Source organism: Candidatus Pelagibacter sp. HIMB1506, assembly GCF_052047935.1.
Taxonomy (GTDB): domain Bacteria; phylum Pseudomonadota; class Alphaproteobacteria; order Pelagibacterales; family Pelagibacteraceae; genus Pelagibacter.
Map to the genome: position 1 here is coordinate 649,555 of NZ_JBNAIS010000001.1, position 25,365 is coordinate 674,919.

Here is a 25,365-nt window from a genome sequence, read left to right on the forward strand (position 1 = left end):
AACCCTAGTTTATGTCTAAAAATAAGTACCTGGTACTTTTACCTGGTATTATACTTGCGTTTGTTCTTTACACGCTATCGCAAGGTTTTAATAATATCATAGGCACAGAGTTACTCGGATATGAAAAAAGTCCTATATCCACTGCAATGATAGCAATCCTTTTAGGAATGTTCTTTGGAAATATTTTTAAAATAAGAGAAAGTTTCATAAGAGGTTTGGATTTTACTCAAAAGAATATTTTAAAACTTGGAATAATTTGCTTAGGTATTCAATTAAAACCTTTTGAGTTTCTTGAATTTGGTGCAATTGCTATTCCTTTAATTGTAATTTGCATTGTAAGTGTATTAGTTGTTATTAAACTTTTAATTAAGAGATTAAAAATCCCAACAAGAATGGCTTATTTAATATCAATTGGCAGTACAGTTTGTGGAACAACAGCAATCATGGCAACCGCCCCTGTTATTAGTGCCAAAAAAAATGAGATATCTTACGCAATTGCGAACATCACTTTGTTTGGAATTCTTTCAATGTTGATCTACCCATACTTTGCAAATTTTTATTTTAATGGTGAACCACTTTTAATTGGTTTATTTTTAGGAACCTCTATACACGAAACAGCGCAAGTAGCGGCTGCTGGATTGATCTATGATCAGCAATTCAATAGTCCAGAGACTTTAAATGTAGCAACAGTTACTAAACTAATCAGAAATACTTTTTTGATTATTATGATACCCCTGTTTGCGTATCTTTATAACAGAGGCCAATCTAAAGAAAAAAAATACTCAATAATTGATATTTTTCCCTATTTTGTACTTGGTTTTGTTGCAATGATTATTGTTCGAAATGTTGGTGATCAAATTTTTATTACTAACAATAATGAAATTTGGCTCAACACTGTAGATGGAATTAAATCTTTATCAAAAATATTCCTAACAATGGCAATGGCAGCAATTGGTATGTCTACCAATTTGAGAGATATAAAAAATATGGGTTACAAACCTTTTGTGGTTGGATTTATTGGAATGGCTACTGTTGGAATTGTTTGTTTGGGTACTATTGAGTTATATCTTTATTTATTCAATTAAGATTTCAACAAAATTTGTTTTTTAAGATTTGAAAAAAATCTTCTTATAAATGCTGCAGCTACACCTAAAAATATTGCAAACATAATTGAAAATAAGCCATAAAAGAATGGCATCTCATTAGAAAAATCTAAAATAAATTTAGAGAAAAAATTTAAATCAGGAATTACAGAAGTGATTGTTGAATTTGTATCATGATCTGCAAAAAATGAATCATAAGCGATGGCAATACCAACTGCTAAAATCAAAATAGCCATCAATGCTCGTAATCCTGAGCTATCAATTTTTTCTCCTAATTTTTGTCCAATCTGAACACCTATTATTGATCCAATAACAAGTAGAAATACTAAAAGTAAATCAATCGAGCCATAATTAAATGAATGCAAGAAAGTGACAATTACACTTACAAAAATAGTAACAAAAAGCGATGTTCCAGGAACAAGTTTGGTTGGCATCTTAATTATATAAATCATTGCTGGTACTAATATAAATGCTCCACCTATTCCCATTATTGCAGCAATAAAACCAACTACTAAACCAATAACTATTGGGGTAAAAATACTTTCATATAATTTTGATTTTGGAAATCTCATTCTTAAAGGAAGACCATGAATCCAATAATGAACATGTAATTTTTTTTTAACTAAAATATTTCTTTTGGCTTTATCAATCTCACCTAGGCTCTCGACTAACATTAAAGATCCAATGATTGCTAAAATATACATGTAAGCTAAAGAGATCACTATATCAATCTTTCCAATACCTTTAAAATAAGAAAAAGTAAAAATTCCTAATGAGGTACCTATGGCACCACCAATGACAATCATTAAACCCATTTTGTAATCTAAAGTATTTTTTAAATAATGTGTTGTTGAACCAGATACAGATGTAGCTAAGATATTGTTTGCTTCATTTGCAACTGCGTATGCAGGAGGAATTCCTAAAAAAATTAAAAAAGGTGTCATTAAAAAACCACCACCCACTCCAAACAATCCAGAAAGAACACCAACGATTGCACTTAATATAAGAATTTCTATTGGATTAACAAAAACTTGCGCGATGGGTAAAAATACATCCATTTAAATAAATAAATTGTTTAAAAACAACTTAGTTAAAAGTAATAAAAGTTCCAACTATAATAACTCCCCAATAAGCAGCTAGACTTAAAAATATACCTGTTTTTACTAAAGAAACTTTTAAGGTAGTTAGTCTATTGAAAATTTTTACGTTAGAAAATTGCATTAAGTGCGTCAATACACCCGGAAAACAAATTGTCAAATATTATTTTAATATTAGATAAATTTTTTTCTAATAGATCGTTGCGCCAAAAACTTTAACCATTTCATCCTCAACACCTAAAACCAACCTTCCTAGAAATTCTCCTGGTATTTCTTTATTAGTCTGTTTTATCAGAACGGTTATATGCTCACCTCTTCTAAGACATCCAAAAGGCTCGAACGTTTCATGAAGATTAGTGATAAGCTTATTGTTAGCCCATTGTTTTCCAAGCTCTACCTCATTAGCTCCAAAGAGCATCTGAGTTGAAAAATCTCTGGTAAATCCACCATAATCTTTTAAATTTGACGATTTTACCAGGTTAAACCAAATAGGTTTAGCCAACTCATATATTTCATCATCTTTTTTTGATAAAATATCCATAACTTATCTATTTCTAATTAAAGTATCTTAAGAAGCTTTTTTCTTCTCGTTCTCATCCACGATGTGGTAGACAGGAACCTTCTCCATACTAAATTTACCAGTTTTTGGATCTCTTCTAGAAACTGTCAGACAATGCCAATTATCATCATCAAGTTTCATATGATCTCCTCTATAATAGTATCCTGGCCATCTAGTCTCTTCTCTAAATAAAGTATGTTCAGTTACACACTGAGAAGTTAAAGCTCTATGTTTCAATTCCCAAGCTCTCATCAATTGGTGATAATCCTCAGCACCAACATGCTCAAGATCCTCTTGAAGCCATTCAAGTAATTCAAGGCCTCTTTTCAACATATTGCCATTAGTCATATAATTAGATGTAATTCCACCTACATATTCATCCATAATCTTCTGTAGTCTTTGTAGACCTTGGATTGGTGATATATAGCTAGGAGAAACAGTTCCACCAGTGATTTCGTTTTGTGCAACAGTGAAGTTTTCAAGTGGTTTGTAAACCATAGCTTTGAAATCCTCACATTGTTTGTCTGAAACCTTTACTCCTTCAGCTTTTTTATCTTCGATATACTTAACAGCAGCTTTAGCAGCTAATCGACCTTCTGTGAAAGATCCAGATGAAAACTTATGAGCACTTCCACCCACAGTGTCTCCAGCACCAAATAAACCATCAATTGTAAGCATTCTGTTATAACCCCAGAAATATTCTGGTGGAGATAAATCTTCAGGACCACTTACCCAAGCTCCTGAACAAGTAGCGTGTGAACCCATTACATAAGGTTCTGAAGTTGTTAATTCAGGATTTGTGTATTTAGGATCAATGTTTTGAGACGCCCATACTACAGCTTGACCAACAGTCATTCCTAAGAAGTTCTCCCAACCAACTGTTTCTAAATGTGGATCTTGGAAAGCTTCAGTTGTAACCATATGAATTGGTCCACCACCAGCAGCAACTTCTTGAATGAAAGCATGATTTCTTAAACAAGTAGGTGTTGGGTGATGATCAATATATTCGCCAACTAATTCTTTAGTTTGATCATACCATTTCTTCTCATAATTTTCCCCATTAGCGTTCTGGGTATACGTTTTTAAGTGTAAGAAATAAGCTCCAACTGGCCCATAACCGTCTTTAAATCTACATAACACAATTCTATTTTCCATTTGTGTCATTTTAGCTCCAGCAGCAATAGGAAGAGCATATGCTGAACCGTTACTCCAAGGGGCATACCAAGTTCTACCCATTCCTTCTCCAACTGCTCTTGGTTTGAAGATATGAGAAGCACCACCAGCTGCAACTATTACAGCTTTTGCTCTAAAAACATGAAAATCACCTGTTCTCATGTTGAAACCAACAGCTCCACCAATTCTATTATCTTGTGACTCATCCATAAGTAAATGAGTGATCATTATTCTATTATAAATTTTGTCAGCAGATTTTTTTGCCGCCTCAGCAACAATAGGTTTGTAACTTTCACCATGGATCATGATCTGCCATTTACCTTCTCTTAAATATCTTCCAGTTTGTTCATTTTTCATCATTGGAAGACCCCATTCATCAAACATGTGAACAGTAGAGTCTACGTGTCTAGCCATGTCGTAACCTAAATCTTCTCTAACCATTCCCATTAAGTCATTTCTTGCATATCTGACATGGTCTTCAGGTTGATTTTCTCCCCATTGCATTCCCATGTAACAATTGATTGCATAAAGACCTTGAGCAACAGCTCCACTTCTATCTATGTTTGCTTTTTCTACACAAACAATTTTCATATCTCTTCCCCAGTGTCTAGCTTCGAACGTAGCACCTGTTCCAGCCATACCACCACCAACAACTAATATATCGCAATCTTCGTAATGTGTTTTATGTCTAGCCATTAGTAGTAAACTCCTTTTTTAAACGACTCTTTTGGAACTGATGGTAATTCACCATCAATATTTAAACCTTCTGGCTCAGTATAAAGTCTTTGTGAATTAATCTCACCTTGGTTTGGTTTGTCACCTTCAGCAAGTTTTGGAATAAATTTACCCCATGGCTTTGTAGTAATTGGAGAAACAAAGTTTTTCTCTGTTCCATTTCTAAATTTGATCTTCCATGAAATTGTTCCTTTTTCTTCTTCTCTTCTAACTCTAACGCTATGACCCATAGGAGCAAAATCAGCATAACCTCTTACGTCTATTGCATGATTTGGGCATGCTTTTACACATGAATAACATTCCCAACAAAAGTTAGGTTCAATATTTTTTGCACGTCTGATATTTTCATCTATGTGCATAATATCTGATGGACAAATATCTACACAGTGACCACAGCCATCACATCTTGTCATGTATACAAAAGTTGACATAATTATTTATTCTCCTTTTTTAATTTTATCATATTAATAGTGTTTAGGTTGCTCTCTTTTAATACCTAAACCAAACTGTTCAGGCGCGTCAGCAGGAGGAGGTAAGTTGTCTCGCGAACCATCTGCTTCTGCTAAATTTTTTTGGATTGCTGCACCAGGTTTATAAAACATGTGTGCAAATTTAGACCAGTAAACTCCTCCAAATAAAACTAAATTTGAAAGGACAAATAAAGTCAAAAATAAATAAGATAATCCTGCTTGACCATTAGATTGTGTGTAAGACCACAATAAACCAAAAGTCGAACAAGCTAATAAAGCTAAAACAAATAAATCAGCTTTGATTATTCTGTACCAAGGATGCGCTTCCGCAGATACATCTACTCTTAAAAAAAACCAAAACCAATAACCACCAACACATGTAAGTATTGCGCCTACATGCCAAACCATAGACCAAGTAGCTGAAGTAGGTTTATCAGCTCCTGTGTAGCAAAATACTAAAACTGCTGATGCAACCCAAAATAATATTGTTCCATACATACCAAGAACATGTGCAAGCCTTCTTTTTCCAAATCCAAGTTCTGCAGTTGTGCCGATATCATAAACTGTTGTCTTTGCGATAATTGAAGCTCTTTCTCCTGAACTCAATTCCTTAACAGCATTAGCTTTTGCTTTTTTGGCATTATTAAAAAAATAAGTAACGTTTTTGTGAACAATCATTTGTATAATTGTTCCTGCTGCAATCAAAATTACCATAGCAATTATGAAGCTTTGCATTGCAAAAGGTGAGACTGTTTCAGCTAAAATTGAAAAAGGATTTGTAGATAACATAATTTTAAATTATTTGTAAAGTTAGTTTGAGATTTTCTAGTCTAGTTAAATAAAGAGTTCAACTAAAACTATTGGTCAATTTTGTCATTAATAACAACTTACGGTTTACGTTTGTAATGTTGTTTATTAGGAATTACTGATCTTACCCCACCTTGGGGGTTATCAACGTCACCTTCTCTTCTTGGTATCAAGTGTATATGGCAATGCATTATAGATTGACCTGCAATTTTTCCAGCATTTGTCCCAATATTAAATCCTTTAACATTAGTATCTTTACTTAGAATTTCATTTTTAACTATTTGGATAAGATCATTGCAAGCAATCAATTCATCATTTGTCATGTCAAAATAATCTTTAATATGACGCTTAGGAATTATTAAACAGTGGTGATCAGAAACAGGATAAGAGTCGAAACTTGCATAAGCAAGATCATTTTCATGAGCAATACCACTTTTTTTTGAATCACAGAATAAACAAGGATTGTTAGGATCTCTCATATTTAAATTAGAGTATTATATATTTTTCTAAGTTTATTAAAGGAAACATTATTTCGACTTTTCCATTTTAATTCATCTATTTTTGACACTGACATAACTCCCTTTCCTGATCCAATAAGAATTATTTCTTCATAATCATTAATTTCTTTAATTGATATATCTTTAAAATTAATTTTAACTTTTTTACTTATAAACTTAAGTGTATTTCCAAAATAACAATTTTTTTTTGGAGAAAATATTTTTCCATTTTTAACAAAGACTAAATTTGAAGTGCCTGTTTCTAATATTTTATTGTTTGCAACTAAAGCAATATCAAATTTAGAAGAGTCAACCTTACTAAGTTTTGCTAAAATTTTTTTGTAATAAAGATTTTTATAATTTGGCTCAACTCTTTTATATTTAAATAATAAAAGACTAAAATTTTTTTTAATTTTTGGTCTTTTTCTTATAGATACAGATATTAGTTTTTTATTTAAAGCAATTCTAAATAAATTATCAGGACCTTTGTAAAGTGTATTTTTTTTAATTAGATCTAAAATAATATTCTTTAAGTTTTTTTTTCTAATTGCATATTTTTTTGTAGATTTAATTAAGTTTTCAATATGTGGTTTTAACAATATTATCTTGGGAGGTTTTCCAACCATACGCATTGTTGTAAATACACCTCTGGATCCCCAAAGATCTTTAAATGCAACTTCTTTAAGATTACTTAGCTGATAAGATTTTTTTAATAAGAGTGTTACCATTTTCTGTTAAAAAAGATTCTGGATGAAATTGAAATCCGTATATTTTGTTTTGATTATCCTCAAGGCCCATTGGTATTTTTGTTTTACTACATCTCATAGTTATTTTAATAGAATTTGATTTAAATGGCTCCATTAATTTTAATGAATGATATCTTCCCACTTTGAACTCTTGATTGTTTTTAAAAATTTTACTTTGATTATTTGTTTTTATTTTAGATTGAAAACCATGGTAAATTTTTTTTTGTTGTATTATTTTGCCTCCCTCATTATGTAAAATCATTTGATATCCAAGACAAATACCAATAATTTTTTTCTTTCCTTTGTATTTTTTATAGATTTTTGAAGTAGTGGGATAATCCATTGGTGATCCGGGTCCTGGTGATAAAACAATCACATCACTTCTATCAAGTAATCTATCATTTACTTCATAATAGTTTGAGCAAATTACTTTATCAAATTTTGCAAATTGATGAACAACATTCCATGTGAAAGAGTCTTGATGATCAATTATGTAAATCATTTAAATAACTCCAATAAAGATTTTGCTTTAATATAATTTTCGTTAAATTCTTTCTTTGGAGAGCTATCTAGCACTACTCCAGACGCAGCTGAAATCTCTGATTGATTTTTATAATTTAATATAGATCTGATTATAATATTAAACTTCATATCTTGATTAAATTTAATAATTCCAAAACTCCCTGTAAAAATATTTCTACTTTCTTTTTCTTGATTATTTAAAAGTTCCAAAGTTCTAATTTTAGGACAACCAATTACAGATCCACCTGGCATCATTGCTTTAATAATATCAATCAATTTCGTATTTTTATTTAATATTCCACCGATTGAAGTCACATAATGAAAAAGATGCTTATATTCCTCGACATATTTTTTTTTAAGTATTTTTACACTTCCAGGTTTACAAATTTTTGATAAATCACTTCTTTCCATATCAACTATCATGTTGTGTTCTTTGGTTTCTTTTTCATTATTTTTAAAATACCTAAGAGCTATATTTTTATTTGATAATAATTTTTTCTTAAAGGTACCAGCTATTGGTTTGGTAATTATTTTATTTTTTTTCTTATCTATTAATGTTTCAGGAGAACAACTTACTATAGAGTAATCCTTATCTTTAATCATAAATGACTCTGGTGAAGAATTAACTCGCATTAATTTCCAAAAAAAATTAACAGGATTGATTAAAGATTTATTCTTATATTTTGTGCAAATTTTAATTTGATAAGTCTCTCCTTGTCTTATTTTTTTTGAAAATAATTCAAATATTTTTCTATATTTTGCATAAGAAATATTAATCTTGAAAGGACTTAGTATTTGAGTTTTATTAAATTGATAATTGAAGGTGTGTTTTTTGATATTAGATATAACTTTAATATCCTTTCTAATTTTAATTATTGTCTCGGGTTTATAAAAAATTCCTTTATAAAAATTTATTCTTTTTTTATTTTTTAATTTAATACCAATTAAATTACATAAAATTTCATAACCAAAAAAACCAAGATATAAATCTGTTTCTTTTTTAAACTTTTTTTTCTCGATGGAATTAAGAAATTTATATATATTTTTTTTTGTTAAAATGATCTTTTTAGAAAAATCAGTATAAATATTGTATCCACCATCTACTTTATAAATTATTAAAGGCTTATCTGATTGATACAGATCCTCTAAGTAAGGGTTGAATTTAAGTTTATGCTGGCTGTGTTCTTTCAATTGCTTTCTCTACTATAGGTAAGTGTATCAGACCTGCAAATAATGATAATGCGATAGATCCGTACCATGCATAGTCAAAATTTCCATTTAATTCATAAAATACACCACCTAGATATGCTCCTAAGAAAGAACCAATTTGATGGCTTACGAAAACTATTCCATATAAAAGTCCAACGTATTTTGTGCCAAATATATGGGCCACAATTCCATTTGTTGGAGGAACTGTAGATAGCCATAAAAATCCAAAAGTAACTCCAAAGACGACAGAATTAAATATACTTGGTGGTAAAAAAATAAAATAAATAATTGAAACTCCTCTTAATAGGTAAATTGCACTTAATATTTTTTTCTTACTATACCTTGTTGCTAAATAGCCACTCGTAATCGTACCAGCCATATTAAATACACCAATTAAAGCTAGCACCATTGCTGGTGTCCAGTCAGGCAAACCTTTGTCTGCCATATAAGTTGGAATATGTGTTGCTACTAAAGCAATATGCCAACCACAAACAAAAAAACCTAAAGTAAGATAGATAAAACTTTTATTTGCAAATGCTTCTTTTAAAGCTTCTCTTGCAGTTTGATTGTTATCTTTATTAACACCAACTGGTATTTTTGGAGTGCTAACAAATAAAGATATTACCAAGCCAATTCCTAAAAGAAGAGAAAAGTATAAAAGAGTATTTTCCCAACCTGTTTCAACTAAAGAATATCTTACAAGTAAAGGTGAAACAAAATATCCAAAAGAACCTGCGCATGTAACTATACCTGTTGCAATAGTTCTATTAGATGCTGGAAAATGCTTAGCTACAACTGATACAGGAATACCTATTGCCGTAGAACCTAACCCAATTCCTATCATTACTCCTATAGTTAAAGTAAAGTAACTTCCGGTATTAAATCCAGAATAAAAAAATAAAACTCCAACTAAATAAAAAACAAAACCAATAAATATTGCAACTGCACCTCCATACTTATCAGTAATTACACCAAATAATGGACTAAATACTCCCCAGAGTAATAACTGCAGTCCCATAGCAAATCCAAAATGAGAAATAGAAATATCTAGGTCAGTATTGAAATCAAAATAAAACAAACCAAAAGTCTGTCTTATACCTAAAGAAATTATTACTACTATCGATGCAGCTATTAGAGTAATTAAAGCTTTTTTACTTATAGTAAAATTTTCTGAGCTCATTTAAGACTTTTGAGAGCTTGTTTTATATCAGCTATAAGATCTGCTGGATCCTCTAAACCAATATGCAGTCTAACTATGTATTCGTTTTTTGCTAATTTAAGATAGCTTCTATTTCCTTGTTCTCTAACATTTTGATGCAATGCTAAACTTTCAAACCCTCCCCAACTGTAACCGTGTCCAAATAATTTTAAATTATTTACAAATTTAACAACTGCTTTTTCACTTTTGGCTTTAATTCTTAAACCCATTAAACCTGAAGCACCTGAATAATATTTTTTCCACATTCTAAAATTGTAAGAGTCTTTTTTGTATGGATACAATAATTTTATATTTTTAAATTTAGATAAAAATTCTGCTACTTTTTTTGCATTTTCTCTATGTCTATCTAATCTTACATCTAAAGTTCTTAATCCTCTTGTAATTAAATAAGCGTCATCAGGTCCTAATCTTAAACCTGTAACTCTTTCAGTTGCTTTTACTTTTGGAAATACCTTTTTATTAACCGCTAAACTTCCACCCATTACATCAGAATGACCTGAGTAATATTTTGTTGCTGAAACAATTGCCATATCAAAACCGAGTTTAATAGGTTTTAAAAAATATGGAGTTCCCCACGTATTATCAATTGCTGTTAAAATTTTATGTTTTTTTGCTATGGAGACAATCTTCCCTAAATCTTGAAAATCAAAAGTGTTACTTCCTGGGTTTTCTACGAAAATTAATTTAGTTTTTTTAGTAATTGCTTTTTCTAATGTCTTAAGATCGTGTGGATCATAAAAAGTTGTTTTGATATTAAATTCTTTTAAAAAATCTTGTGTCAAAAGTCTTGTAGGACTGTAAACTGGGTCAGCTGCAATAATTTCATCACCAGGTCTTGTAACACTGAAGATTGCAAGGAATACCGCTCCAAACCCAGTGGGTGTTAAAAAAGTAAAATAGCTTTCTTCAAGTTTAGATAAAATTTGTTGTAAGATGTGAGTCGTTGAAGTTCCTTGTCTGCCATAATCAAAATGTCCACCTGTTGGGTTTTTTTTTGCCTTGTCTTGCGTTTTCCTAATATCTTGCATAGATTTGAAAATAATCGTTGATGCACGCACAATTGGTGGATTAACTGACTGATTATGAAAGTCTTTCGCTGTATGTTTTAAAAATGTTTTAAAAGAATTGCTCATAATAAAATTTGATATGTTTAAAAGACAATGCTATATCCCGTAAAAAACGTCAATAAATTAATAAATAGGACCAAATGAGTTATCCGAAGAAACATAGGGGTCGAAGAAAACAAGGCTCCAAAAAGAGAAGAGCAAAAAGAAAAAATAAGAAGAAATAATTCTTTTATTCTTTAATCCAACCACCACCCAGAACTCTATGACCATATTGGTCTTTGCTATAGAATACGCATGCCTGTCCTGGAGATATTCCATCCTCAGGATTTAATAGATGAACATTTGCAGTATTATTGTCTTTTAAATCTACTTTTGCCTCAAGAAGACTACCTGTTGATCTAACCTTTACAAATATATTTTGATCAAGATCTTTTTTGTCAGTTAATAAGTTTAAATCTTTTAAAGATATTTCTTTTTTTCCAAGGTTTTCTTTGGGTCCTACTATAATTTCATTTTTGTCTGAATTTATTTTTAAAACATATAAAGCTTCTTTATCTGAAACCTTAATTCCCTTTCTTTGTCCAATTGTAAAATTAATAATACCATCATGAACACCGATTACTTTTCCATCTAAATTTTTAATATTACCTTTTTGAAAAGAGTCTGGTCTAAATTTTCTAATTACTGATGCATAATCTCCATTAGGCACAAAACAAATATCCTGACTATCTGGTTTATCAGCTACATTTAAATCTAACTCTTTAGCAATTTCTCTTGTTTTATCTTTTAACATTCCACCTAATGGAAATCTCAAATAATCTAATTGCTCTCTAGTTGTGTTGAATAGAAAATAACTTTGATCCCTATTTTCATCAATTGCTCTATACATATTATTGGTGTTGTTTGATGTGATATTTTTTACATAATGACCTGTAACTAATGCATCTGCTTTAAGATCTTTTGAAACTTCAAATAAATCTTTAAACTTTACTGTTTGATTACATTGAACACATGGAATTGGAGTTTCACCTTTTAAATAACTATCAACAAAATTATCTATTACTCCTTGCTTGAATTTATCTTGATAATATAAAATTTTATGCTCAATACCTAATTTGTGAGCAACACGTTTTGCATCCATTATATCTTGACCTGAGCAACACTGTTTAGATTGCGCTACTTCTTTTCCATCATCATAAAGTTTAAGGGTTATTCCTATAACTTTATAACCTTCGTTTTTCATAATTCCTGCTACAGTTGACGAGTCTACCCCACCAGACATTGCAACAACGACTGTTGTATCTTCAGGTTTTTTGTCAATTCCGATAGAGTTTAATTCTTTATTCATTAGGTGGTATTTATACTGATTTACAATATAAGTTAAATTAAATGATTTTAGATTATGAACCAGGCGACAAAGTCACTAATCCTGAGAATAAAGACTGGGGCATTGGACAAGTACAATCAATCATAAAAGATAAGGTTACTGTCAATTTTGAAAATGCAGGTAAAAAAGTAATAAATGCAAAAAATATAGAATTAAAAAAAATTGGTAAATAAAAGATGGACTTACAAAAAATTATTGAGGATTTAGTTGATACTTTTTTATCAGCAGGAGACTTGTCTCTTCAGCTTAGAGAAAAAGGATTAAGTAAAGAAATTAAATCTGACAATACACCGGTGAGTAATGGTGATATTGAAGTAAATAATTTCATATCTTCTGAAATATCAAAGGTAACACCTGATATTCCAATTATTTCAGAAGAAACTTCTGAAAACAAAGATAACTCTAAATTAAAAGATTTTTGGTTGGTGGATCCTATTGATGGAACCTATGATTACATAAACAATTTAGAGGAATTTACTATTAATGCAGGTTTAATTATCAACAATAGACCTGTTGCAGGATTAATAAATGCACCTGCTAAAAAAAGAATGTTTTATTCATATAGGAAAGGCAAATCTTTTGAGTTTACCAACGAAAAAACAATAAACCTTTCTGAGTTACCATCTAAAAGAACTGAGCCACTTAATTTCATTTCTTACAGCAATAAAATTAAACCTGAGATACAAAAAATTTATGATGAGTTAGGTGTTAAGGAGCATACTAGAATGAAAAGTTCTTTAAAATTTTGTGTTGTTGCTGCATGTGAGTTTGATGGTTATGTTGCTGAACCTCGAGCTTATGAATGGGATATTGCAGCAGGACATGCAATTTTAGAAAATGCAGGAGGGTCTGTTAGAGACTTTAATGGGAATGAGATTTTATATGGTAAGAAAGATTTAAAAAATCCTAGTTTAATTTTAAAAAGTAAAAATATAATTTAATGGATGAGCAATTAAGAATTATTTTAATTATAATAGTATCTATCTCAATTTTTGGATTACTAGTTTTTGTTTTTGTTAAAAATTATATTAGAAACAAAATAAATCATCTTGTTGATGAAGAGAAAAAAAGAAAATTAAAGTAATTTAATTATTTTTTCATATTCATTTTTATCAATATCCATTACTTTTTTTGATGTTTCAAAATCAAATCCGTTTCTTGCTAGTAAAGAAATATCTTTTTTATAAAACAAAGTTCTATTATCCTCTGCTCTTGCTGGTCCTATTCTCTTTTTCTTACATAATTTTATTGCTGAAAAGAAATCTTGATCAGAATTATCTTGTTTTATTTTCTCAACTGTATCCTTGATAAAACCATCATCTATTCCCTTTCCCATTAAATAATTTCTAATTTTATTTATCGAATTTCCTCTTTGGATCATACTCTTTGCTTTACTTTCTGAATAAAATTGATCATTGATAAATTTATTTTTTTCTAGATCGGATAGAACAATATCGATTAATTTATTCACATCTTTTTTTCGAGAGTCTGTTGCAGAGAGTTTCATATATTTTTTTAATAAATATGTTTTAAGTTGTTGTTTTGAAGGTGCATATTTTTCAACATAAGCAAATGCAAAATTCCTCATTTCATCAACAGTAACTTGAAGTGTTTTTCTTTTATTTCTTATAGGAATCATCGTTAGATTTTATATAATATAAATATGATCGAACAAATTTATAACTATTTCACAATTGATGTTCTTTATATGTGGATCAATCTAGGAGTTATACCTTTTTGGTTTATCTTAATAGTTTTTCCCCAGTCACACTTAAGTAGGTATGTAGTAACTACTATATTTCCATTTCTATTATTAAGTGGGGTTTATATTTACATTTTATACAGATCTTTCATCGTTGGTTATGACTTCGATGCTAATTTTAGTTTGTATCTTGGTTTAGTTGAGTTGTCTCGACTGTTTGAAGACAATCTATACCTAACTCTTTTCTGGACTCATTTTGTAGCTATAAATTTATTTGTTGGTGGGTGGATGGTTAAAGACTCTCAAAAATACTATGTAAATAAAGTTTTAATGTCAGTTCCTTTAATAATTACATACCTAATTGGACCTATAGGATTATTTATTTATTGGATAATTAGAATTTTTTACGCCAAAAGACTAAATCTATATGAGTGATCATATAGATTTTTACTTCGATATTATTAGCCCTTACGCTTACATCGCATATAAAAAAATTTTAAAAATTAAAAATGTTGATTTTAAATTAAAGCCAATATTGTTAGGTGGTCTTCACAACTTAGCAGGTATTACAGCTCCTGCTTTTAACAAGTATAAAATGAAAAATATGCAAAATGATTGTGAGCTTGTTTCAAAAAAAAATAACATAAGTTTCAGATGGAATTCTAGATTTCCAATAAACTCTTTAAGTATAATGAGAGGTTATCTTTGTGTTAAAGATAATAAAAAAGAAGAATACTTAAATAGTTTTTTTGAAGCTTATTGGAAAGAAGATATAGATTTATCTTATGAAGAAAATATCAAAATACTATTAAAAAAATTAAAAATTGATGAGAATAGTTTTTTTAATTCTATTGGTAATCAAGATATTAAAGATAAATTAAAAGAATTAACTCAAGAAGCTTTTGAAAAAGAGGTATTTGGAGCTCCAACTTTTATAGTTAATAATAAAATTTTCTGGGGACAAGACCGCCTAGAATACGCTTTAGATGAAATTAAAAATATTTAAACTATTTTAAAACTACTATTGCTTATAGACCCAAAACCACCTTCAATGTGGGAGATATTTTTAAAGCCTTTTTCAGTTAAGGACTTTACAGACATCTCAGATCTTATCCCTCCAGCACAAAACAAAACCACTTCTTTATCTTTATAAATTTGACCATTTTTATAAACATCACTATTAGGATCAAGAAGAACTTCTAAATTTCCCATAGGTATATGGTTAGCTCCTTCAACTTTTCCTGTAAGTTCTAATTCATTTAATTCTCTAATATCAATTAGATTGCATTTGTTTTCTTTAACCATTTGATAAGCTTCATCAGCATTTATAGTTTTTATATCACTCATAAAATTTAATTATTTGGTTTAGGTAAGTTTTAATTTAATTATTTTATTTTAAAATATCAAAAAAGGACTATATAGCTAGAGTATTATGTTAAAAATAAATTCTAAAGCACCTAGTTTTGTCATTCCATCAACATCAAAAGATAAATATTCTTTAAAAGATTCACTTGGGAAATATGTGGTTTTATATTTTTACCCAAAAGATGATACACCTGGATGTACAATTGAAACTAATGACTTCAATAAATTGTTGGCAAAATTTAAAAAGCTAGATTGTGAAGTATATGGGATTTCAAAAGATAGCTTAAAAAGTCACGATAAATTCAGAGATAAATACAAAATTAAATTTGATTTACTCGCAGATGAGGAGATTAAAGTACTAAAAAAATACAAAGTCTGGGGTAAGAAAAAATTTATGGGACGAGAATTTATGGGAGTAAATAGAACAACTTTTTTAATTGATAAAAAAGGTAAAATCCTAAAAATCTGGGAAAACGTTAAAGTAAAAGATCACGCCAAAGAAGTCCTAGAAACATTAAAAGATATTTCAAAATAAAAAAAGGCTCCTTATTTCTAAGGAGCCTTTAATTGTTATATATTGAGAGATATTTTAGTCTCTTATTGCGTAGGCTTTAACACCCACTTCTGCAACATCAGTTCCAAGTTTTTCAGCTTGAGAACTAATTCTAAGACCAATTGTTTGTTTTAGAACTTTAAATGTGATGTAAGAAAGTATGAAACTAAATGCACATACTGCAATTACACCTGTTAACTGAGTTCCAAAATTTGTATCTGGATTACTTAATGGCACAACTAAAGTTCCAAAAATTCCAGCAAATAAATGAACAGGAATTGCGCCAACTACATCATCAATTTTTTTACTTTCTAAAAACTTTGTACCAAAATACATGATGATTGATCCAATAGCTCCAATAGCAATTGCAAGTACTGGACTCGGAGTTAAAGGTTCTGCTGTAATTGCAACTAAACCTGCTAATGCTCCGTTAAGCATCATTACGATATCTGTTTTACCACCTAATAATCTTGTAACGACTGCAGCAGTAACAGTACCAGCGGCTCCTGCTAAATGAGTGTTAACTGCAATTTTACTAATTGCATTTACATCATCGAACGTTCCCATTGCAAGTTGACTAAAACCATTAAATCCAAACCAACCGAACCATAATAAGAAAGTTCCTAATGTAACAAGTGGTATTGAAGATGCTGCAAAAGGAACTAGTGATTTTGTTTCACCTTTTTTATTAAATCTTCCTTCTCTTGCACCCAATAATATTACACCTGCTAAAGCAGCTGCTCCACCACATGCGTGAACTAAAGTTGAACCAGCAAAATCTGAGAAACCTGAAGTTGCTAACCAACCTCCACCCCACTGCCATCCCATTGAAATAGGATAAATGATACCAGCCATAATTGCTGCAAAAATAAAAAATGGCCAAATTTTAATTCTTTCTGCTACAGCACCAGATACAATTGATGCAGTTGCGCAAACAAACATTGTTTGGAAAAACCAATCAGAATAATCTGAATAACCTGTTGAAAGTTCTGAAGCATCACTCCACATTGAAAATGATCCAATAAACCCACCTTCAGGAATTCCGTAAGCTAAATTATAACCACAGAAAAAAAATATTAATGAACAAATTGCAAACTTACCTATATTCTTTGCTGCAATTGTTGAAACACTTTTGGTTGTCACCAATCCACTTTCAAGCATACAGAAACCTGCTGCCATGAATGCAACTAAAACACCACCAAGATAAAATCCTAATGAATTGAAAATATATTGTCCTTCAGCTGACATTGTTGTTTCTGCTGAAGCTAAATTAGTAAAGCTTAAAAATATTATTAAGCTTAATGATATTTTTTTTAAATGATTAATCATTATCTCTCCTTTTTTTTGATCTTGTCGTTTTAATAAACATTAAAATTTTAAGTACTGCTGATAGGTCAAAAGAGTTATGAGAAATAAGCATATGTGTAAAAAAAAGGCCCCATTTCTGGGGCCTTTGGTTATTAACTAACTAGAGAGAGATATAAGTTAATTCTTTGTTTAGAGGCTCTTCAATGAGATAACGACATGGAGATCGAAGAGCCTCTATATTGCATGCAATTAGTCACGTATTGCGTAAGCAATTACACCTGTTTCAGTAACGTCTGTACCTTTTGTTTCAGCTTCTTTACTTAATCTGATTCCAAACGTACCTTTCATTATTGACCATACGATGTAAGACACAGCAAACACAAAAATGTTAATTGAAAGTACACCAATTAATTGTGCACTGAACGATGCATCGGCGTTTGTTAATGGCACTGCAAGTGTTCCCCAAATTCCAGCAAATAAGTGAGCTGGGATTGCACCTACAACATCATCAAGTTTAAAGCTAAATAACAACTTAGTTCCAAACACTACGATTAACCCACCAACAGCTCCAATTAAAATTGCTGCAAATGGAGATGGTGCTAATGGTTCTGCAGTGATTGCTACTAGACCACCAATTGCTCCGTTTAACATTTGAATTACATCTGTTTTACCGTACATTAATCTTGTAATGATACCAGCGGCCATTACTCCACCACAAGCTGCAAGATTTGTATTGATAAAGATTGATGAGATCGCAACTGCATCATCAAAAGTACCTAATGCTAATTGTGAACCACCATTAAATCCAAACCAACCTAACCATAGGATGAATACACCTATTGTTACTAATGGAATTGAAGACGCAGCAAAAGGCTGTAACGCTTTTGGTTGACCTTTACTATCAAATCTTCCTGATCTAGCACCTAACAACATGATACCAGCTAAAGCAGCAGCACCACCAGTTGAGTGTACTAAAGTTGAACCAGCGAAATCAGAGAAGCCTAGTTCTGCTAACCAGCCTCCACCCCACTGCCAACCCATTACGATTGGATAAATAATTCCAGCTAAGATAGCTGCAAATAAGAAGAACGGCCATAACTTGATTCTTTCAGCCATAGCACCTGAACAAATTGAAACTGTTGTTGCACAGAATACCATTTGGAAGAACCAATCCGAACCATCTGAATAACCAGTGTCAATTGCACTTGCATCTGACCACGGTGTAAATGATCCAATGTATCCACCTTCTGGAATACCATAAGCTAAGTTGTAACCAACTAGCCAAAACATAATTCCAGCAATTGCATACAAACCAATATTCTTTGCACAAATTACTGAAACACTTCTTGAAGTTACCATACCAGATTCTAACATTGCAAAACCTGCTGCCATGAACATGACAAGGAAACCACAAATTAAAAATAGTAGAGTGTTAAATATAAACCCCACTTCAGCAGAAACAGTTGTCTCTGCCATACCCGCACTACTCATGTTTAGCAAAAATACCAAACTTAGTAATGGTGCAGATATTCTCTTTATTATTTTAGTCATAAGACCTCCACTTGTTAAAGTGAGGTTTATAAATTTAAAAAACTTAAAAACTAACGCTGATTAGGAAAATTGGGTATGCAGTTTTTGCATATAGTAACAACCCTAAACGTGTTTTTACAATCGTTTAGGGCTGTTAAAAAAATATTATCTATTGAATACTTCTTTTAAAGCTTTCGCTGGTAAGAATTTTACCTTCTGAGAAGCAGCGATTTGAATCTGCTCACCGGTTCGAGGATTCCTTCCAACCCTTGCTTTACGTTTCGCAACCTTATACGTCCCGAAGCCGGCGATTTTTACTGAATCGTCTCCCTTCAAGGCGTCAAGTATTGTATTCGTGATCGTATCGAACGTCCGTTCCGCATCTGCTTTGCTCAAATTTAATGAGCCAGAAAGCTTTGCTACTAGTTGTTTTTTGTTCATTTTAGCTCCGATATTGTTGGTTAATATTGATACTTGTCATAAACGTTGATAAATCAAGCTTTTTTTTAGTGTCTTTATTAAATGAACACACAATATCTTGTTAAAAATTAAATAAACATTGATTTTATTGATCTTTTTAACAATTTAGAAATTTAAATTATCTAAATAAACCAAGGTCTTTTAGGTCATTAAATGTAGTGAAAAACATCAATGATAGCAACAAAAACAATCCGATTCGAAAAAAGCCTTCTTGTGTTTTTTGAGACAAAGGCCTCCCTAAAACCTTTTCAAATGCATAAAACATTAAGTGTCCACCATCTAACATTGGTATCGGAAACAGGTTAATTAAGCCTAAACTTATTGAAATATAAGCCATCATACTAATAAAAGCTAACACTCCAAAGGTTGCAACTTGCCCTGATATTTTTGCAATCCTAATAGGTCCCCCAAGTTGGGAAGTATCTGCTTTACCCATGATCATTCCACCAATGTATTTTAATGAAGAAACGCTCACAAAATAGACTTCATTTGCTGCATGATACAATGCTTTAGTTGGTCCTAATTTAACATGATTAATTTTATCATTGTAAGCACTTAGCTTTATACCAACCATTCTTTTATTTATTTTGTTTCCTAAACCATCTTCACCTTCAACAATGTTTGGTTTTACTTTTAAAATTAATTCTTCATATGAACGCTTAACTTTGAAATCTATAAAGTCTGATGTGGACATTGTGATATACTTTGAGACTTCCATGATGCTTTTAACTTCATTGCCATCAATTTCTAAAATAATATCTTGGTTTTTTAATCCTCCAACCATTGCAGGGCTATCTTTTTGAACTTCGCTGATAACTGCTGGAGTAAAATCTTTTCCAACAAATGTATAAATACAAAAGAAGATTGCTAGAGCTAATAAAAAATTAGCCAAAGGACCACCAAATACAATTAAAACTCTTTGATATAATGGTTTTAAAATAAATAATTTATCTCTTTCTTCTTCATTATATTTTTCTAAAATTTCTTCATGATCAGCTTGTGAATAAACATTACGATCTCCAAAAAACTTTACATATCCACCTAAAGGAATAGCACACACTTTCCATCTAGTGCCATGTTTATCATTCCAACCAAATAATTCTTTACCAAATCCAATGGAAAAATCAGTAACCCCTACTCCATATCTTCTAGCAAAATAATAGTGCCCATATTCATGGATGAATACAACCACCAAAATAAGAATTAAAAATGGAACGATATAACTAAGCATAATTTTATATTTTAATTTAATATCATATTAATCACAACCCCTCATTACCAGTAGTAAGTCTTGGGCTTTTGAACATCTTTTAAAAAAGCCTTAGAGTGACCCAGTCTTCCTCTATTAAGGTGAGTTGACACCATATTTTTTTGCAAGATGGGACACAAAAGATCCAGCTTTTACATATTTAGGTATTGGAAAAATAGTTAGCTATAAAGATGGAGTGCATTGTAAAGATGGTAAGGGTAACGATACTGAAACCATAGAATTACAATTAAGTATTCAAGACTCAGGAGATATTATTCAAGAAATAATTACTCCAATAGATCAAACTCCAAAAACTATTACAAAAACAATCTCTTCTAAAACCTCTGCATATGCCAAAGAAAAAGAGTTGGAAAAATTCATGATTAAAAACTGGGAAGAAATATCTTTATCTGAAAACTATGATTTAGTTCCAAATAAATCCACAGGAAAACCTGGACAAAATTGGGCTGGCTCAGGTCCTTTAGATATTCTTGCAGTTAAAAAAAATAAATCTGAATTATTGGTAATTGAATTAAAAAAAGGCCAGGCAAGTGATGAAGTAGTTGGTCAAATTACAAGATATATGGGATGGATTAAAAAGAATGTGGCGACTGAAAATCAAGATGTAAAAGGCCTAATCATAGCTTTAGAAGAAGATAGAAATATTAGACTTTCTTTAGACATTGTTAGTAACGTAAAGTTTTTAAGATATAAAAAATTTGAGCTGGTTGAATAGTTAAGGATTTGTTAATCTTTAACAATTAAGCCATTTTATTCTAACAAAACTGATCTATAAAGAATATGGGAATTTAGATTTTATTTCAGGTATCCAACCCCTTATTTGAAGAATTCTGGTAACACTTGAAGGGTGTGTACTTAAGAATTGAGGTATTTCTTTATTTTTATTTTTTTGGTTCATACGTTTCCATAATCGAACAGATTCATTTAAATCATACCCTGTCATATTGCAGAATGCTAACCCCATATAGTCTGCCTCTGACTCTTGTTTTCTTCCATGTGTTTTCATAACTGATATATCTAAAATATCTAAACCAGTCATATCTGAAAATACTTGCCTAGCTTGACCAGCAATTCCTCCAGTTGCTACATCAGCTACTGCAAATCCTGTTTCAGTTGCAATTGCCCTACTCATTCTTTCAGCACTATGTTTAGCAACTGCATGTGCAATTTCGTGACCCATAACAGCAGCTAAACCATCTTTATTTTCTGTATATTTCAAAATTCCTGTATAAACTGCTATTTTGCCTCCAGGAGCACAAAAAGCATTTACTTGATCACTTTCAATTAAATTATATTCCCAATCATATTCTAGTGTTGGATTAGGTATTTTTAGTTTTTGAAAATAAACATCAATTGCAAAAATCATATCATCAGCAATTTTTTTCATTAATTTTGTATTTTCTTTATCATTGCTAATTTTACTTCTTCGAATAAAATTTTTATAAAATAATGAAGACTGTTTGTTAATAAAAGTTTCAGGATATATTAATAATTGTTTTCTATCAGTAACAGGATTGGTTTTACAGCTTGGTAAAAACAAACTACAACAACCTAAAGCAGACAGTGTTATAAATTTTCTCCTATTCATCCGAATATTCAATATTAGATAAAAATTTTACTTTATTATTATTTGTATCATATCCTAAACCAATTAAATTTTTTAATTCAATTGAAATTGATCCTGATGCTGCTAGTTTTTTTTTAAAACCATCTTCTCTATCTGGATTATCCGGACAATTTATTGACCAAGTACCCTCATTATTGTCAGCTAAAGCCAAGGCTCCAACACATTCGTCTTTAGTTTCATAAAATTTAATATTTATAATTCCTATATTTTCATTAGTCATTTTTAAAGTTGATACAGTTAAATATGGAAGTTTTTCCCATTTTAACGATACCACAAAATTTTTATCATTTGTAATATTCCACTTTTTTTTACTATTATTTTTATTTTTTTTAATTTCAGTTTTATTTTTAGAATTATTTATAATTTTATTTTTTTCTAATTTTGTAAACTGCTCAAGTGTCAAATCATTCATATTTTTTTTGTTTAAATATTTGACCTTGCACTGTTCAAATTTTTTAAAAACTATCTTTTTTTTTGTTTCAGGATCTTTTACATTCTTAATTGGACTATAAGTACAGTGATCCAAGATACTTTCAATAAATTCATTTTCTGAAATATTTTTATCATCAATTTTTTCTGGTACAGAAATCTTTGATTTAAAAATTGATAATTTGTTTAATAAATAATTTTTATTTTCTTCTTCTTTAGTTATAAACTTAAAATAATTATGTTTGCTACTATAAACAAATTTATAGTCTACGAATTTTCCATTAACTTTAATGTTTTGTTCTACTAAGGCTAAAAATTTAGGTTTTTGATTAACAACTTCTTTTAGATCAAACCATTTCACATTACTTCTATTATAATTATCTTTGTAAAAAAACAGTTTTGGGAATCCTAAATCAACAAGTTGATCTATATATAGTTCCTTAGAATGAGTTTTTAATGAAAAAAAAAAATTGATATGAGAATTAAAAATTTTTTCATTGATTAATCTTACTTAGTTTAATGATCCTTGAAAACCACCTTCAGTAGTTTCCACTATAGACCAACTAGCAGACAAAAGTTTCTGATCATAATCAATTATGAAAAAATATTTCTTTCCTTTTTCAGCAACAAATGAAGTTGAATCACCTCCTGTTCCTAATTGCAACACATTACCAATTTTAGTTTGCAATTTATGTGCCCCTGTAGAAATATTCATTCTTTCCATCTCGCCAACACCTAATCTTGCTATTTCTTGTCCATCCAATAATATTTTTGGCAGCGCTGCACTAGCAATGTAACGATTTTTTCTTCCCACGAACAATACAGCTTGATCTGAAGGAGCTTCATAACTGATTGAGCTATAATTTTTGGTTCCAGTTCCAGCGCAAGCACTTAGAAAAAACAAAAGTGAAATTATTATTATTTTTTTCATTTAATTAAAATTTTGAAATCCAAGTTAAACCGAGTGATGATATCCCTCCTTCACCGACTCCAGCGCCAGCACCTACACCGCTAAAACTATAATGTTCATAGTGTACAGTAAGATTTCCAATTTGACCGCCAATTCCAATCATGGGGTCAAAACCTGTTCCCCACATATCAACGGTACCAAGAGAAGTTGATATATCGGTTACTTGCTTCCAATAGTGGAAACCACCCTTAATATACAAATTACTATCGCTTTCTCCTATTTTGTATTTAGCACCGACTGGGAAAGAGTACGCGCTAGAAGTAGAGGTAAGTGTTTCTGAAGGCCCAGTCATTGTAGCTTTTAGCTCAAACTCCCCCATATAAACAAAACCAGCTTCCAAATCTACATTTTCGCTAATAGGTCCACCAATTCCAATATCAAAACCAATTCCCGCAGTATTTGCAGATACTTTTGCAGAGCTAAAACCTAAGGCAACAATCTCGTTTGCAGTAGATTGTAAATCCTCATTTGTTACATCATAGTAAAAAATTTTTGGACCTCCATATAGATAGCTTTCGGCTTTCGAGCCAGTTGATAGGACTAATAAAAAAACTATCAATATTGATGATAACTTGTTTAAAATCATAGTATGTATGTTATATATAAATTTTATGTTAAGCAACTTGTTATTTATTAATTTTATAAATAAGAAAAAATTTAAATTTAATTTTTTTGTGTATTTTTCTTGTTTTTTTATGAGCATAAACGCTCATGCTGGTCAACTAACTGAAGTAAAACAAGAATTTGGTATTTATGGTGCTTCAAAAATTTATGAGGAGAGACATCCTGTAGATAATTCATTTTTCATGTCCCAGGACGGTTATATGATTGGAATAATGCTAAATAACGAGACCTATGAAGATGAAATATATACTGGTCTCAAAACTAGGTTTGCTGCTGGAGAGGTTGATTATCAATCAGCGGGAACAGGTACAATGAATGGAATTCCTGATTATCAATTTGAAACGACTGGATATTTAGGATTGCCATTATCAGACAATAATAATTCTAGAACAACAATTTTTTCAGGATTAGGATTTAGATATTTATTAAATGCTAGTGGGTTAAAACAATCTTCAACTGGTCATTCTGGTTACGACAGAGAATCAAGGTATATTTATATGCCTTTTGGATTAAATTACGAAGTTAATGACTGGGAGTTTAGAGGAGAATATTTGTATTTTTTATATGGTCAACAAAAAAGTTATCTTAGCCAAGTAAGTTCAGTCTATTCGGATATTACAAATGATCAAGAAGAAGGGTCTGGAATAAAACTTACAGCAAAAAAATATTTAGAAGAGGGTCTATCAATTGAATTTTATATGGACCATTGGGATATTGCTGATTCAAAGCTAGATGTCTCTGGTTCTTTTATGGAACCAAGAAATACTACATCCGAAACAGGATTAAGGCTTTTCTGGTCATATTAAGTAAATTCTTTTTAAATTTTTTTTTAAAATTAAGATCAAAAAAGAGTTTCATTTAGTCAAGTCTAATTAATGTTGGTAAGAGAAAATAATTAATTTTAATTCTATACAAG

32 protein-coding genes are annotated in these 25,365 nt (G+C 30.5%); 9 read left to right on the plus strand and 23 right to left on the minus strand.

All coding sequences use genetic code 11. From position 1 onward, the window contains the following. Positions 1–11 precede the first annotated feature (11 nt). Entirely contained in the window at positions 12–1,085 is a 1,074-nt protein-coding gene (locus tag ACTTA8_RS03560; RefSeq protein WP_440654355.1) for a YeiH family protein, read from the plus strand. On the opposite strand, the gene ACTTA8_RS03565 is transcribed toward ACTTA8_RS03560, so the two are convergent. From ACTTA8_RS03565 to mnmA, 13 genes are all read right to left on the minus strand, one after another. After that, positions 1,082–2,161: a TSUP family transporter gene (locus ACTTA8_RS03565; protein ID WP_440654356.1), complete on the minus strand. Its 1,080-nt coding sequence runs from the start codon at positions 2,159–2,161 to the stop codon at positions 1,082–1,084. The two genes, ACTTA8_RS03560 and ACTTA8_RS03565, sit on opposite strands and share 4 nt — an antisense overlap. A gap of 28 nt (positions 2,162–2,189) precedes the next feature. Further along, a complete protein-coding gene (locus tag ACTTA8_RS03570) occupies positions 2,190–2,324 on the minus strand; it encodes a hypothetical protein (protein ID WP_440654358.1) in 135 nt (44 codons plus the stop codon). Positions 2,325–2,390: 66 nt separating this feature from the next. Then, positions 2,391–2,741 (minus strand): hypothetical protein, encoded by a 351-nt coding sequence (locus tag ACTTA8_RS03575; protein WP_075506610.1) that lies wholly within the window; start codon positions 2,739–2,741, stop codon positions 2,391–2,393. 27 nt (positions 2,742–2,768) lie between these two features. After that, positions 2,769–4,628: an adenylyl-sulfate reductase subunit alpha gene (gene aprA, locus ACTTA8_RS03580; RefSeq protein ID WP_262589350.1), complete on the minus strand. Its 1,860-nt coding sequence runs from the start codon at positions 4,626–4,628 to the stop codon at positions 2,769–2,771. Continuing rightward, positions 4,628–5,098, minus strand: a complete 471-nt coding sequence (aprB, locus tag ACTTA8_RS03585) for an adenylyl-sulfate reductase subunit beta (RefSeq protein WP_075506608.1) — start codon at positions 5,096–5,098, stop codon at positions 4,628–4,630. The genes aprA and aprB overlap by 1 nt, the downstream gene beginning before the upstream one ends. A 33-nt stretch (positions 5,099–5,131) precedes the next feature. Continuing rightward, complete coding sequence (locus ACTTA8_RS03590) at positions 5,132–5,926, minus strand: adenylyl-sulfate reductase (protein WP_440654359.1); 795 nt, start codon at positions 5,924–5,926, stop codon at positions 5,132–5,134. A 98-nt stretch (positions 5,927–6,024) separates the two neighbouring features. Beyond that, on the minus strand, positions 6,025–6,423 hold the full coding sequence (locus ACTTA8_RS03595; RefSeq protein WP_440634934.1) for an HIT family protein: 399 nt from the start codon (positions 6,421–6,423) through the stop codon (positions 6,025–6,027). 2 nt (positions 6,424–6,425) lie between these two features. Further along, positions 6,426–7,169, minus strand: a complete 744-nt coding sequence (locus ACTTA8_RS03600; protein ID WP_440654361.1) for an aminotransferase class IV — start codon at positions 7,167–7,169, stop codon at positions 6,426–6,428. Beyond that, positions 7,129–7,689, minus strand: coding sequence for an aminodeoxychorismate/anthranilate synthase component II (locus ACTTA8_RS03605; protein ID WP_440654362.1), 561 nt, complete (start codon positions 7,687–7,689; stop codon positions 7,129–7,131). Before ACTTA8_RS03605 ends, ACTTA8_RS03600 begins: the two co-directional genes overlap by 41 nt. Further along, a complete protein-coding gene (locus ACTTA8_RS03610) occupies positions 7,686–8,900 on the minus strand; it encodes a chorismate-binding protein (protein ID WP_440634937.1) in 1,215 nt (404 codons plus the stop codon). Before ACTTA8_RS03610 ends, ACTTA8_RS03605 begins: the two co-directional genes overlap by 4 nt. Continuing rightward, complete coding sequence (locus tag ACTTA8_RS03615) at positions 8,878–10,098, minus strand: MFS transporter (protein ID WP_440648669.1); 1,221 nt, start codon at positions 10,096–10,098, stop codon at positions 8,878–8,880. Before ACTTA8_RS03615 ends, ACTTA8_RS03610 begins: the two co-directional genes overlap by 23 nt. Next, positions 10,095–11,270, minus strand: coding sequence for a trans-sulfuration enzyme family protein (locus tag ACTTA8_RS03620; RefSeq protein ID WP_440654364.1), 1,176 nt, complete (start codon positions 11,268–11,270; stop codon positions 10,095–10,097). The genes ACTTA8_RS03615 and ACTTA8_RS03620 overlap by 4 nt, the downstream gene beginning before the upstream one ends. A 163-nt stretch (positions 11,271–11,433) precedes the next feature. Beyond that, positions 11,434–12,552 (minus strand): tRNA 2-thiouridine(34) synthase MnmA, encoded by a 1,119-nt coding sequence (mnmA, locus tag ACTTA8_RS03625; protein WP_440654366.1) that lies wholly within the window; start codon positions 12,550–12,552, stop codon positions 11,434–11,436. Positions 12,553–12,593: 41 nt separating this feature from the next. On the opposite strand from mnmA, the gene ACTTA8_RS03630 reads away from it, so the two are divergent. Genes ACTTA8_RS03630 through ACTTA8_RS03640 form a run of 3 tightly spaced genes read left to right on the plus strand, consistent with a single transcriptional unit; the run spans position 12,594 to position 13,675 of the window. Beyond that, complete coding sequence (locus ACTTA8_RS03630; RefSeq protein WP_075506600.1) at positions 12,594–12,764, plus strand: DUF3553 domain-containing protein; 171 nt, start codon at positions 12,594–12,596, stop codon at positions 12,762–12,764. A 3-nt stretch (positions 12,765–12,767) separates the two neighbouring features. Further along, positions 12,768–13,532 (plus strand): 3'(2'),5'-bisphosphate nucleotidase CysQ family protein, encoded by a 765-nt coding sequence (locus ACTTA8_RS03635; RefSeq protein WP_440654368.1) that lies wholly within the window; start codon positions 12,768–12,770, stop codon positions 13,530–13,532. Then, a complete protein-coding gene (locus tag ACTTA8_RS03640; RefSeq protein ID WP_440654369.1) occupies positions 13,532–13,675 on the plus strand; it encodes a hypothetical protein in 144 nt (47 codons plus the stop codon). The genes ACTTA8_RS03635 and ACTTA8_RS03640 overlap by 1 nt, the downstream gene beginning before the upstream one ends. Here the strand turns inward: ACTTA8_RS03640 and ACTTA8_RS03645 are convergent. Beyond that, a complete protein-coding gene (locus ACTTA8_RS03645; protein WP_440654370.1) occupies positions 13,667–14,230 on the minus strand; it encodes a regulatory protein RecX in 564 nt (187 codons plus the stop codon). The genes ACTTA8_RS03640 and ACTTA8_RS03645 overlap by 9 nt on opposite strands. A gap of 24 nt (positions 14,231–14,254) precedes the next feature. Here ACTTA8_RS03645 and ACTTA8_RS03650 point away from each other — a divergent pair, with 24 nt between their 5' ends. Next, complete coding sequence (locus ACTTA8_RS03650) at positions 14,255–14,728, plus strand: ABA4-like family protein (protein WP_440654372.1); 474 nt, start codon at positions 14,255–14,257, stop codon at positions 14,726–14,728. Next, a complete protein-coding gene (locus ACTTA8_RS03655) occupies positions 14,721–15,299 on the plus strand; it encodes a 2-hydroxychromene-2-carboxylate isomerase (RefSeq protein WP_440654373.1) in 579 nt (192 codons plus the stop codon). The genes ACTTA8_RS03650 and ACTTA8_RS03655 overlap by 8 nt, the downstream gene beginning before the upstream one ends. Here ACTTA8_RS03655 and ACTTA8_RS03660 read toward each other — a convergent pair. Beyond that, positions 15,296–15,640, minus strand: a complete 345-nt coding sequence (locus ACTTA8_RS03660) for a rhodanese-like domain-containing protein (RefSeq protein WP_440654374.1) — start codon at positions 15,638–15,640, stop codon at positions 15,296–15,298. The genes ACTTA8_RS03655 and ACTTA8_RS03660 overlap by 4 nt on opposite strands. A gap of 85 nt (positions 15,641–15,725) precedes the next feature. Between ACTTA8_RS03660 and bcp the strand changes: the two genes are divergently transcribed. Then, positions 15,726–16,193 (plus strand): thioredoxin-dependent thiol peroxidase, encoded by a 468-nt coding sequence (bcp, locus tag ACTTA8_RS03665; RefSeq protein ID WP_440654376.1) that lies wholly within the window; start codon positions 15,726–15,728, stop codon positions 16,191–16,193. Between the two features lie 54 nt (positions 16,194–16,247). Here bcp and ACTTA8_RS03670 read toward each other — a convergent pair whose 3' ends face one another. From ACTTA8_RS03670 to rseP, 4 genes are all read right to left on the minus strand, one after another. After that, positions 16,248–17,540: an ammonium transporter gene (locus ACTTA8_RS03670; protein WP_440654377.1), complete on the minus strand. Its 1,293-nt coding sequence runs from the start codon at positions 17,538–17,540 to the stop codon at positions 16,248–16,250. A gap of 228 nt (positions 17,541–17,768) precedes the next feature. Continuing rightward, on the minus strand, positions 17,769–19,070 hold the full coding sequence (locus ACTTA8_RS03675) for an ammonium transporter (protein ID WP_440654379.1): 1,302 nt from the start codon (positions 19,068–19,070) through the stop codon (positions 17,769–17,771). A 144-nt stretch (positions 19,071–19,214) separates the two neighbouring features. Next, the gene (locus tag ACTTA8_RS03680; RefSeq protein WP_075506581.1) at positions 19,215–19,490 is read right to left on the minus strand and encodes an HU family DNA-binding protein; all 276 of its coding nucleotides are present in this window, start codon (positions 19,488–19,490) and stop codon (positions 19,215–19,217) included. A gap of 157 nt (positions 19,491–19,647) precedes the next feature. Continuing rightward, complete coding sequence (gene rseP, locus ACTTA8_RS03685; RefSeq protein ID WP_440654381.1) at positions 19,648–20,760, minus strand: RIP metalloprotease RseP; 1,113 nt, start codon at positions 20,758–20,760, stop codon at positions 19,648–19,650. A gap of 124 nt (positions 20,761–20,884) precedes the next feature. Between rseP and ACTTA8_RS03690 the strand changes: the two genes are divergently transcribed. Then, entirely contained in the window at positions 20,885–21,514 is a 630-nt protein-coding gene (locus ACTTA8_RS03690; RefSeq protein ID WP_440654382.1) for an endonuclease NucS domain-containing protein, read from the plus strand. A 54-nt stretch (positions 21,515–21,568) separates the two neighbouring features. On the opposite strand, the gene ACTTA8_RS03695 is transcribed toward ACTTA8_RS03690, so the two are convergent. From ACTTA8_RS03695 to ACTTA8_RS03710, 4 genes are all read right to left on the minus strand, one after another. Further along, positions 21,569–22,387, minus strand: a complete 819-nt coding sequence (locus ACTTA8_RS03695) for a M48 family metallopeptidase (RefSeq protein WP_440654383.1) — start codon at positions 22,385–22,387, stop codon at positions 21,569–21,571. Continuing rightward, entirely contained in the window at positions 22,380–23,216 is an 837-nt protein-coding gene (locus ACTTA8_RS03700) for a hypothetical protein (RefSeq protein WP_440654384.1), read from the minus strand. The genes ACTTA8_RS03695 and ACTTA8_RS03700 overlap by 8 nt, the downstream gene beginning before the upstream one ends. 150 nt (positions 23,217–23,366) lie before the next feature. Then, entirely contained in the window at positions 23,367–23,786 is a 420-nt protein-coding gene (locus tag ACTTA8_RS03705; RefSeq protein ID WP_440654385.1) for a hypothetical protein, read from the minus strand. A 4-nt stretch (positions 23,787–23,790) separates the two neighbouring features. Further along, positions 23,791–24,411, minus strand: a complete 621-nt coding sequence (locus ACTTA8_RS03710) for a hypothetical protein (RefSeq protein WP_440654386.1) — start codon at positions 24,409–24,411, stop codon at positions 23,791–23,793. A gap of 109 nt (positions 24,412–24,520) precedes the next feature. Here ACTTA8_RS03710 and ACTTA8_RS03715 point away from each other — a divergent pair, with 109 nt between their 5' ends. Beyond that, positions 24,521–25,255: a hypothetical protein gene (locus ACTTA8_RS03715; RefSeq protein ID WP_440654388.1), complete on the plus strand. Its 735-nt coding sequence runs from the start codon at positions 24,521–24,523 to the stop codon at positions 25,253–25,255. Positions 25,256–25,365: the final 110 nt, after the last annotated feature.

What these genes read in the sequence shown, in the direction of transcription:
- ACTTA8_RS03560 (WP_440654355.1), top strand. Translation starts at nt 12, where the DNA reads ATGTCTAAAAATAAGTACCTGGTACTTTTACCTGGTATTATACTTGCG.
- ACTTA8_RS03565 (WP_440654356.1), bottom strand. Translation starts at nt 2,161, where the DNA reads ATGGATGTATTTTTACCCATCGCGCAAGTTTTTGTTAATCCAATAGAA.
- ACTTA8_RS03570 (WP_440654358.1), bottom strand. Translation starts at nt 2,324, where the DNA reads ATGCAATTTTCTAACGTAAAAATTTTCAATAGACTAACTACCTTAAAA.
- ACTTA8_RS03575 (WP_075506610.1), bottom strand. Translation starts at nt 2,741, where the DNA reads ATGGATATTTTATCAAAAAAAGATGATGAAATATATGAGTTGGCTAAA.
- aprA (WP_262589350.1), bottom strand. Translation starts at nt 4,628, where the DNA reads ATGGCTAGACATAAAACACATTACGAAGATTGCGATATATTAGTTGTT.
- aprB (WP_075506608.1), bottom strand. Translation starts at nt 5,098, where the DNA reads ATGTCAACTTTTGTATACATGACAAGATGTGATGGCTGTGGTCACTGT.
- ACTTA8_RS03590 (WP_440654359.1), bottom strand. Translation starts at nt 5,926, where the DNA reads ATGTTATCTACAAATCCTTTTTCAATTTTAGCTGAAACAGTCTCACCT.
- ACTTA8_RS03595 (WP_440634934.1), bottom strand. Translation starts at nt 6,423, where the DNA reads ATGAGAGATCCTAACAATCCTTGTTTATTCTGTGATTCAAAAAAAAGT.
- ACTTA8_RS03600 (WP_440654361.1), bottom strand. Translation starts at nt 7,169, where the DNA reads ATGGTAACACTCTTATTAAAAAAATCTTATCAGCTAAGTAATCTTAAA.
- ACTTA8_RS03605 (WP_440654362.1), bottom strand. Translation starts at nt 7,689, where the DNA reads ATGATTTACATAATTGATCATCAAGACTCTTTCACATGGAATGTTGTT.
- ACTTA8_RS03615 (WP_440648669.1), bottom strand. Translation starts at nt 10,098, where the DNA reads ATGAGCTCAGAAAATTTTACTATAAGTAAAAAAGCTTTAATTACTCTA.
- ACTTA8_RS03620 (WP_440654364.1), bottom strand. Translation starts at nt 11,270, where the DNA reads ATGAGCAATTCTTTTAAAACATTTTTAAAACATACAGCGAAAGACTTT.
- mnmA (WP_440654366.1), bottom strand. Translation starts at nt 12,552, where the DNA reads ATGAATAAAGAATTAAACTCTATCGGAATTGACAAAAAACCTGAAGAT.
- ACTTA8_RS03630 (WP_075506600.1), top strand. Translation starts at nt 12,594, where the DNA reads ATGATTTTAGATTATGAACCAGGCGACAAAGTCACTAATCCTGAGAAT.
- ACTTA8_RS03635 (WP_440654368.1), top strand. Translation starts at nt 12,768, where the DNA reads ATGGACTTACAAAAAATTATTGAGGATTTAGTTGATACTTTTTTATCA.
- ACTTA8_RS03640 (WP_440654369.1), top strand. Translation starts at nt 13,532, where the DNA reads ATGGATGAGCAATTAAGAATTATTTTAATTATAATAGTATCTATCTCA.
- ACTTA8_RS03645 (WP_440654370.1), bottom strand. Translation starts at nt 14,230, where the DNA reads ATGATTCCTATAAGAAATAAAAGAAAAACACTTCAAGTTACTGTTGAT.
- ACTTA8_RS03650 (WP_440654372.1), top strand. Translation starts at nt 14,255, where the DNA reads ATGATCGAACAAATTTATAACTATTTCACAATTGATGTTCTTTATATG.
- ACTTA8_RS03655 (WP_440654373.1), top strand. Translation starts at nt 14,721, where the DNA reads ATGAGTGATCATATAGATTTTTACTTCGATATTATTAGCCCTTACGCT.
- ACTTA8_RS03660 (WP_440654374.1), bottom strand. Translation starts at nt 15,640, where the DNA reads ATGAGTGATATAAAAACTATAAATGCTGATGAAGCTTATCAAATGGTT.
- bcp (WP_440654376.1), top strand. Translation starts at nt 15,726, where the DNA reads ATGTTAAAAATAAATTCTAAAGCACCTAGTTTTGTCATTCCATCAACA.
- ACTTA8_RS03670 (WP_440654377.1), bottom strand. Translation starts at nt 17,540, where the DNA reads ATGATTAATCATTTAAAAAAAATATCATTAAGCTTAATAATATTTTTA.
- ACTTA8_RS03675 (WP_440654379.1), bottom strand. Translation starts at nt 19,070, where the DNA reads ATGACTAAAATAATAAAGAGAATATCTGCACCATTACTAAGTTTGGTA.
- ACTTA8_RS03680 (WP_075506581.1), bottom strand. Translation starts at nt 19,490, where the DNA reads ATGAACAAAAAACAACTAGTAGCAAAGCTTTCTGGCTCATTAAATTTG.
- rseP (WP_440654381.1), bottom strand. Translation starts at nt 20,760, where the DNA reads ATGCTTAGTTATATCGTTCCATTTTTAATTCTTATTTTGGTGGTTGTA.
- ACTTA8_RS03695 (WP_440654383.1), bottom strand. Translation starts at nt 22,387, where the DNA reads ATGAATAGGAGAAAATTTATAACACTGTCTGCTTTAGGTTGTTGTAGT.
- ACTTA8_RS03705 (WP_440654385.1), bottom strand. Translation starts at nt 23,786, where the DNA reads ATGAAAAAAATAATAATAATTTCACTTTTGTTTTTTCTAAGTGCTTGC.
- ACTTA8_RS03710 (WP_440654386.1), bottom strand. Translation starts at nt 24,411, where the DNA reads ATGATTTTAAACAAGTTATCATCAATATTGATAGTTTTTTTATTAGTC.
- ACTTA8_RS03715 (WP_440654388.1), top strand. Translation starts at nt 24,521, where the DNA reads ATGAGCATAAACGCTCATGCTGGTCAACTAACTGAAGTAAAACAAGAA.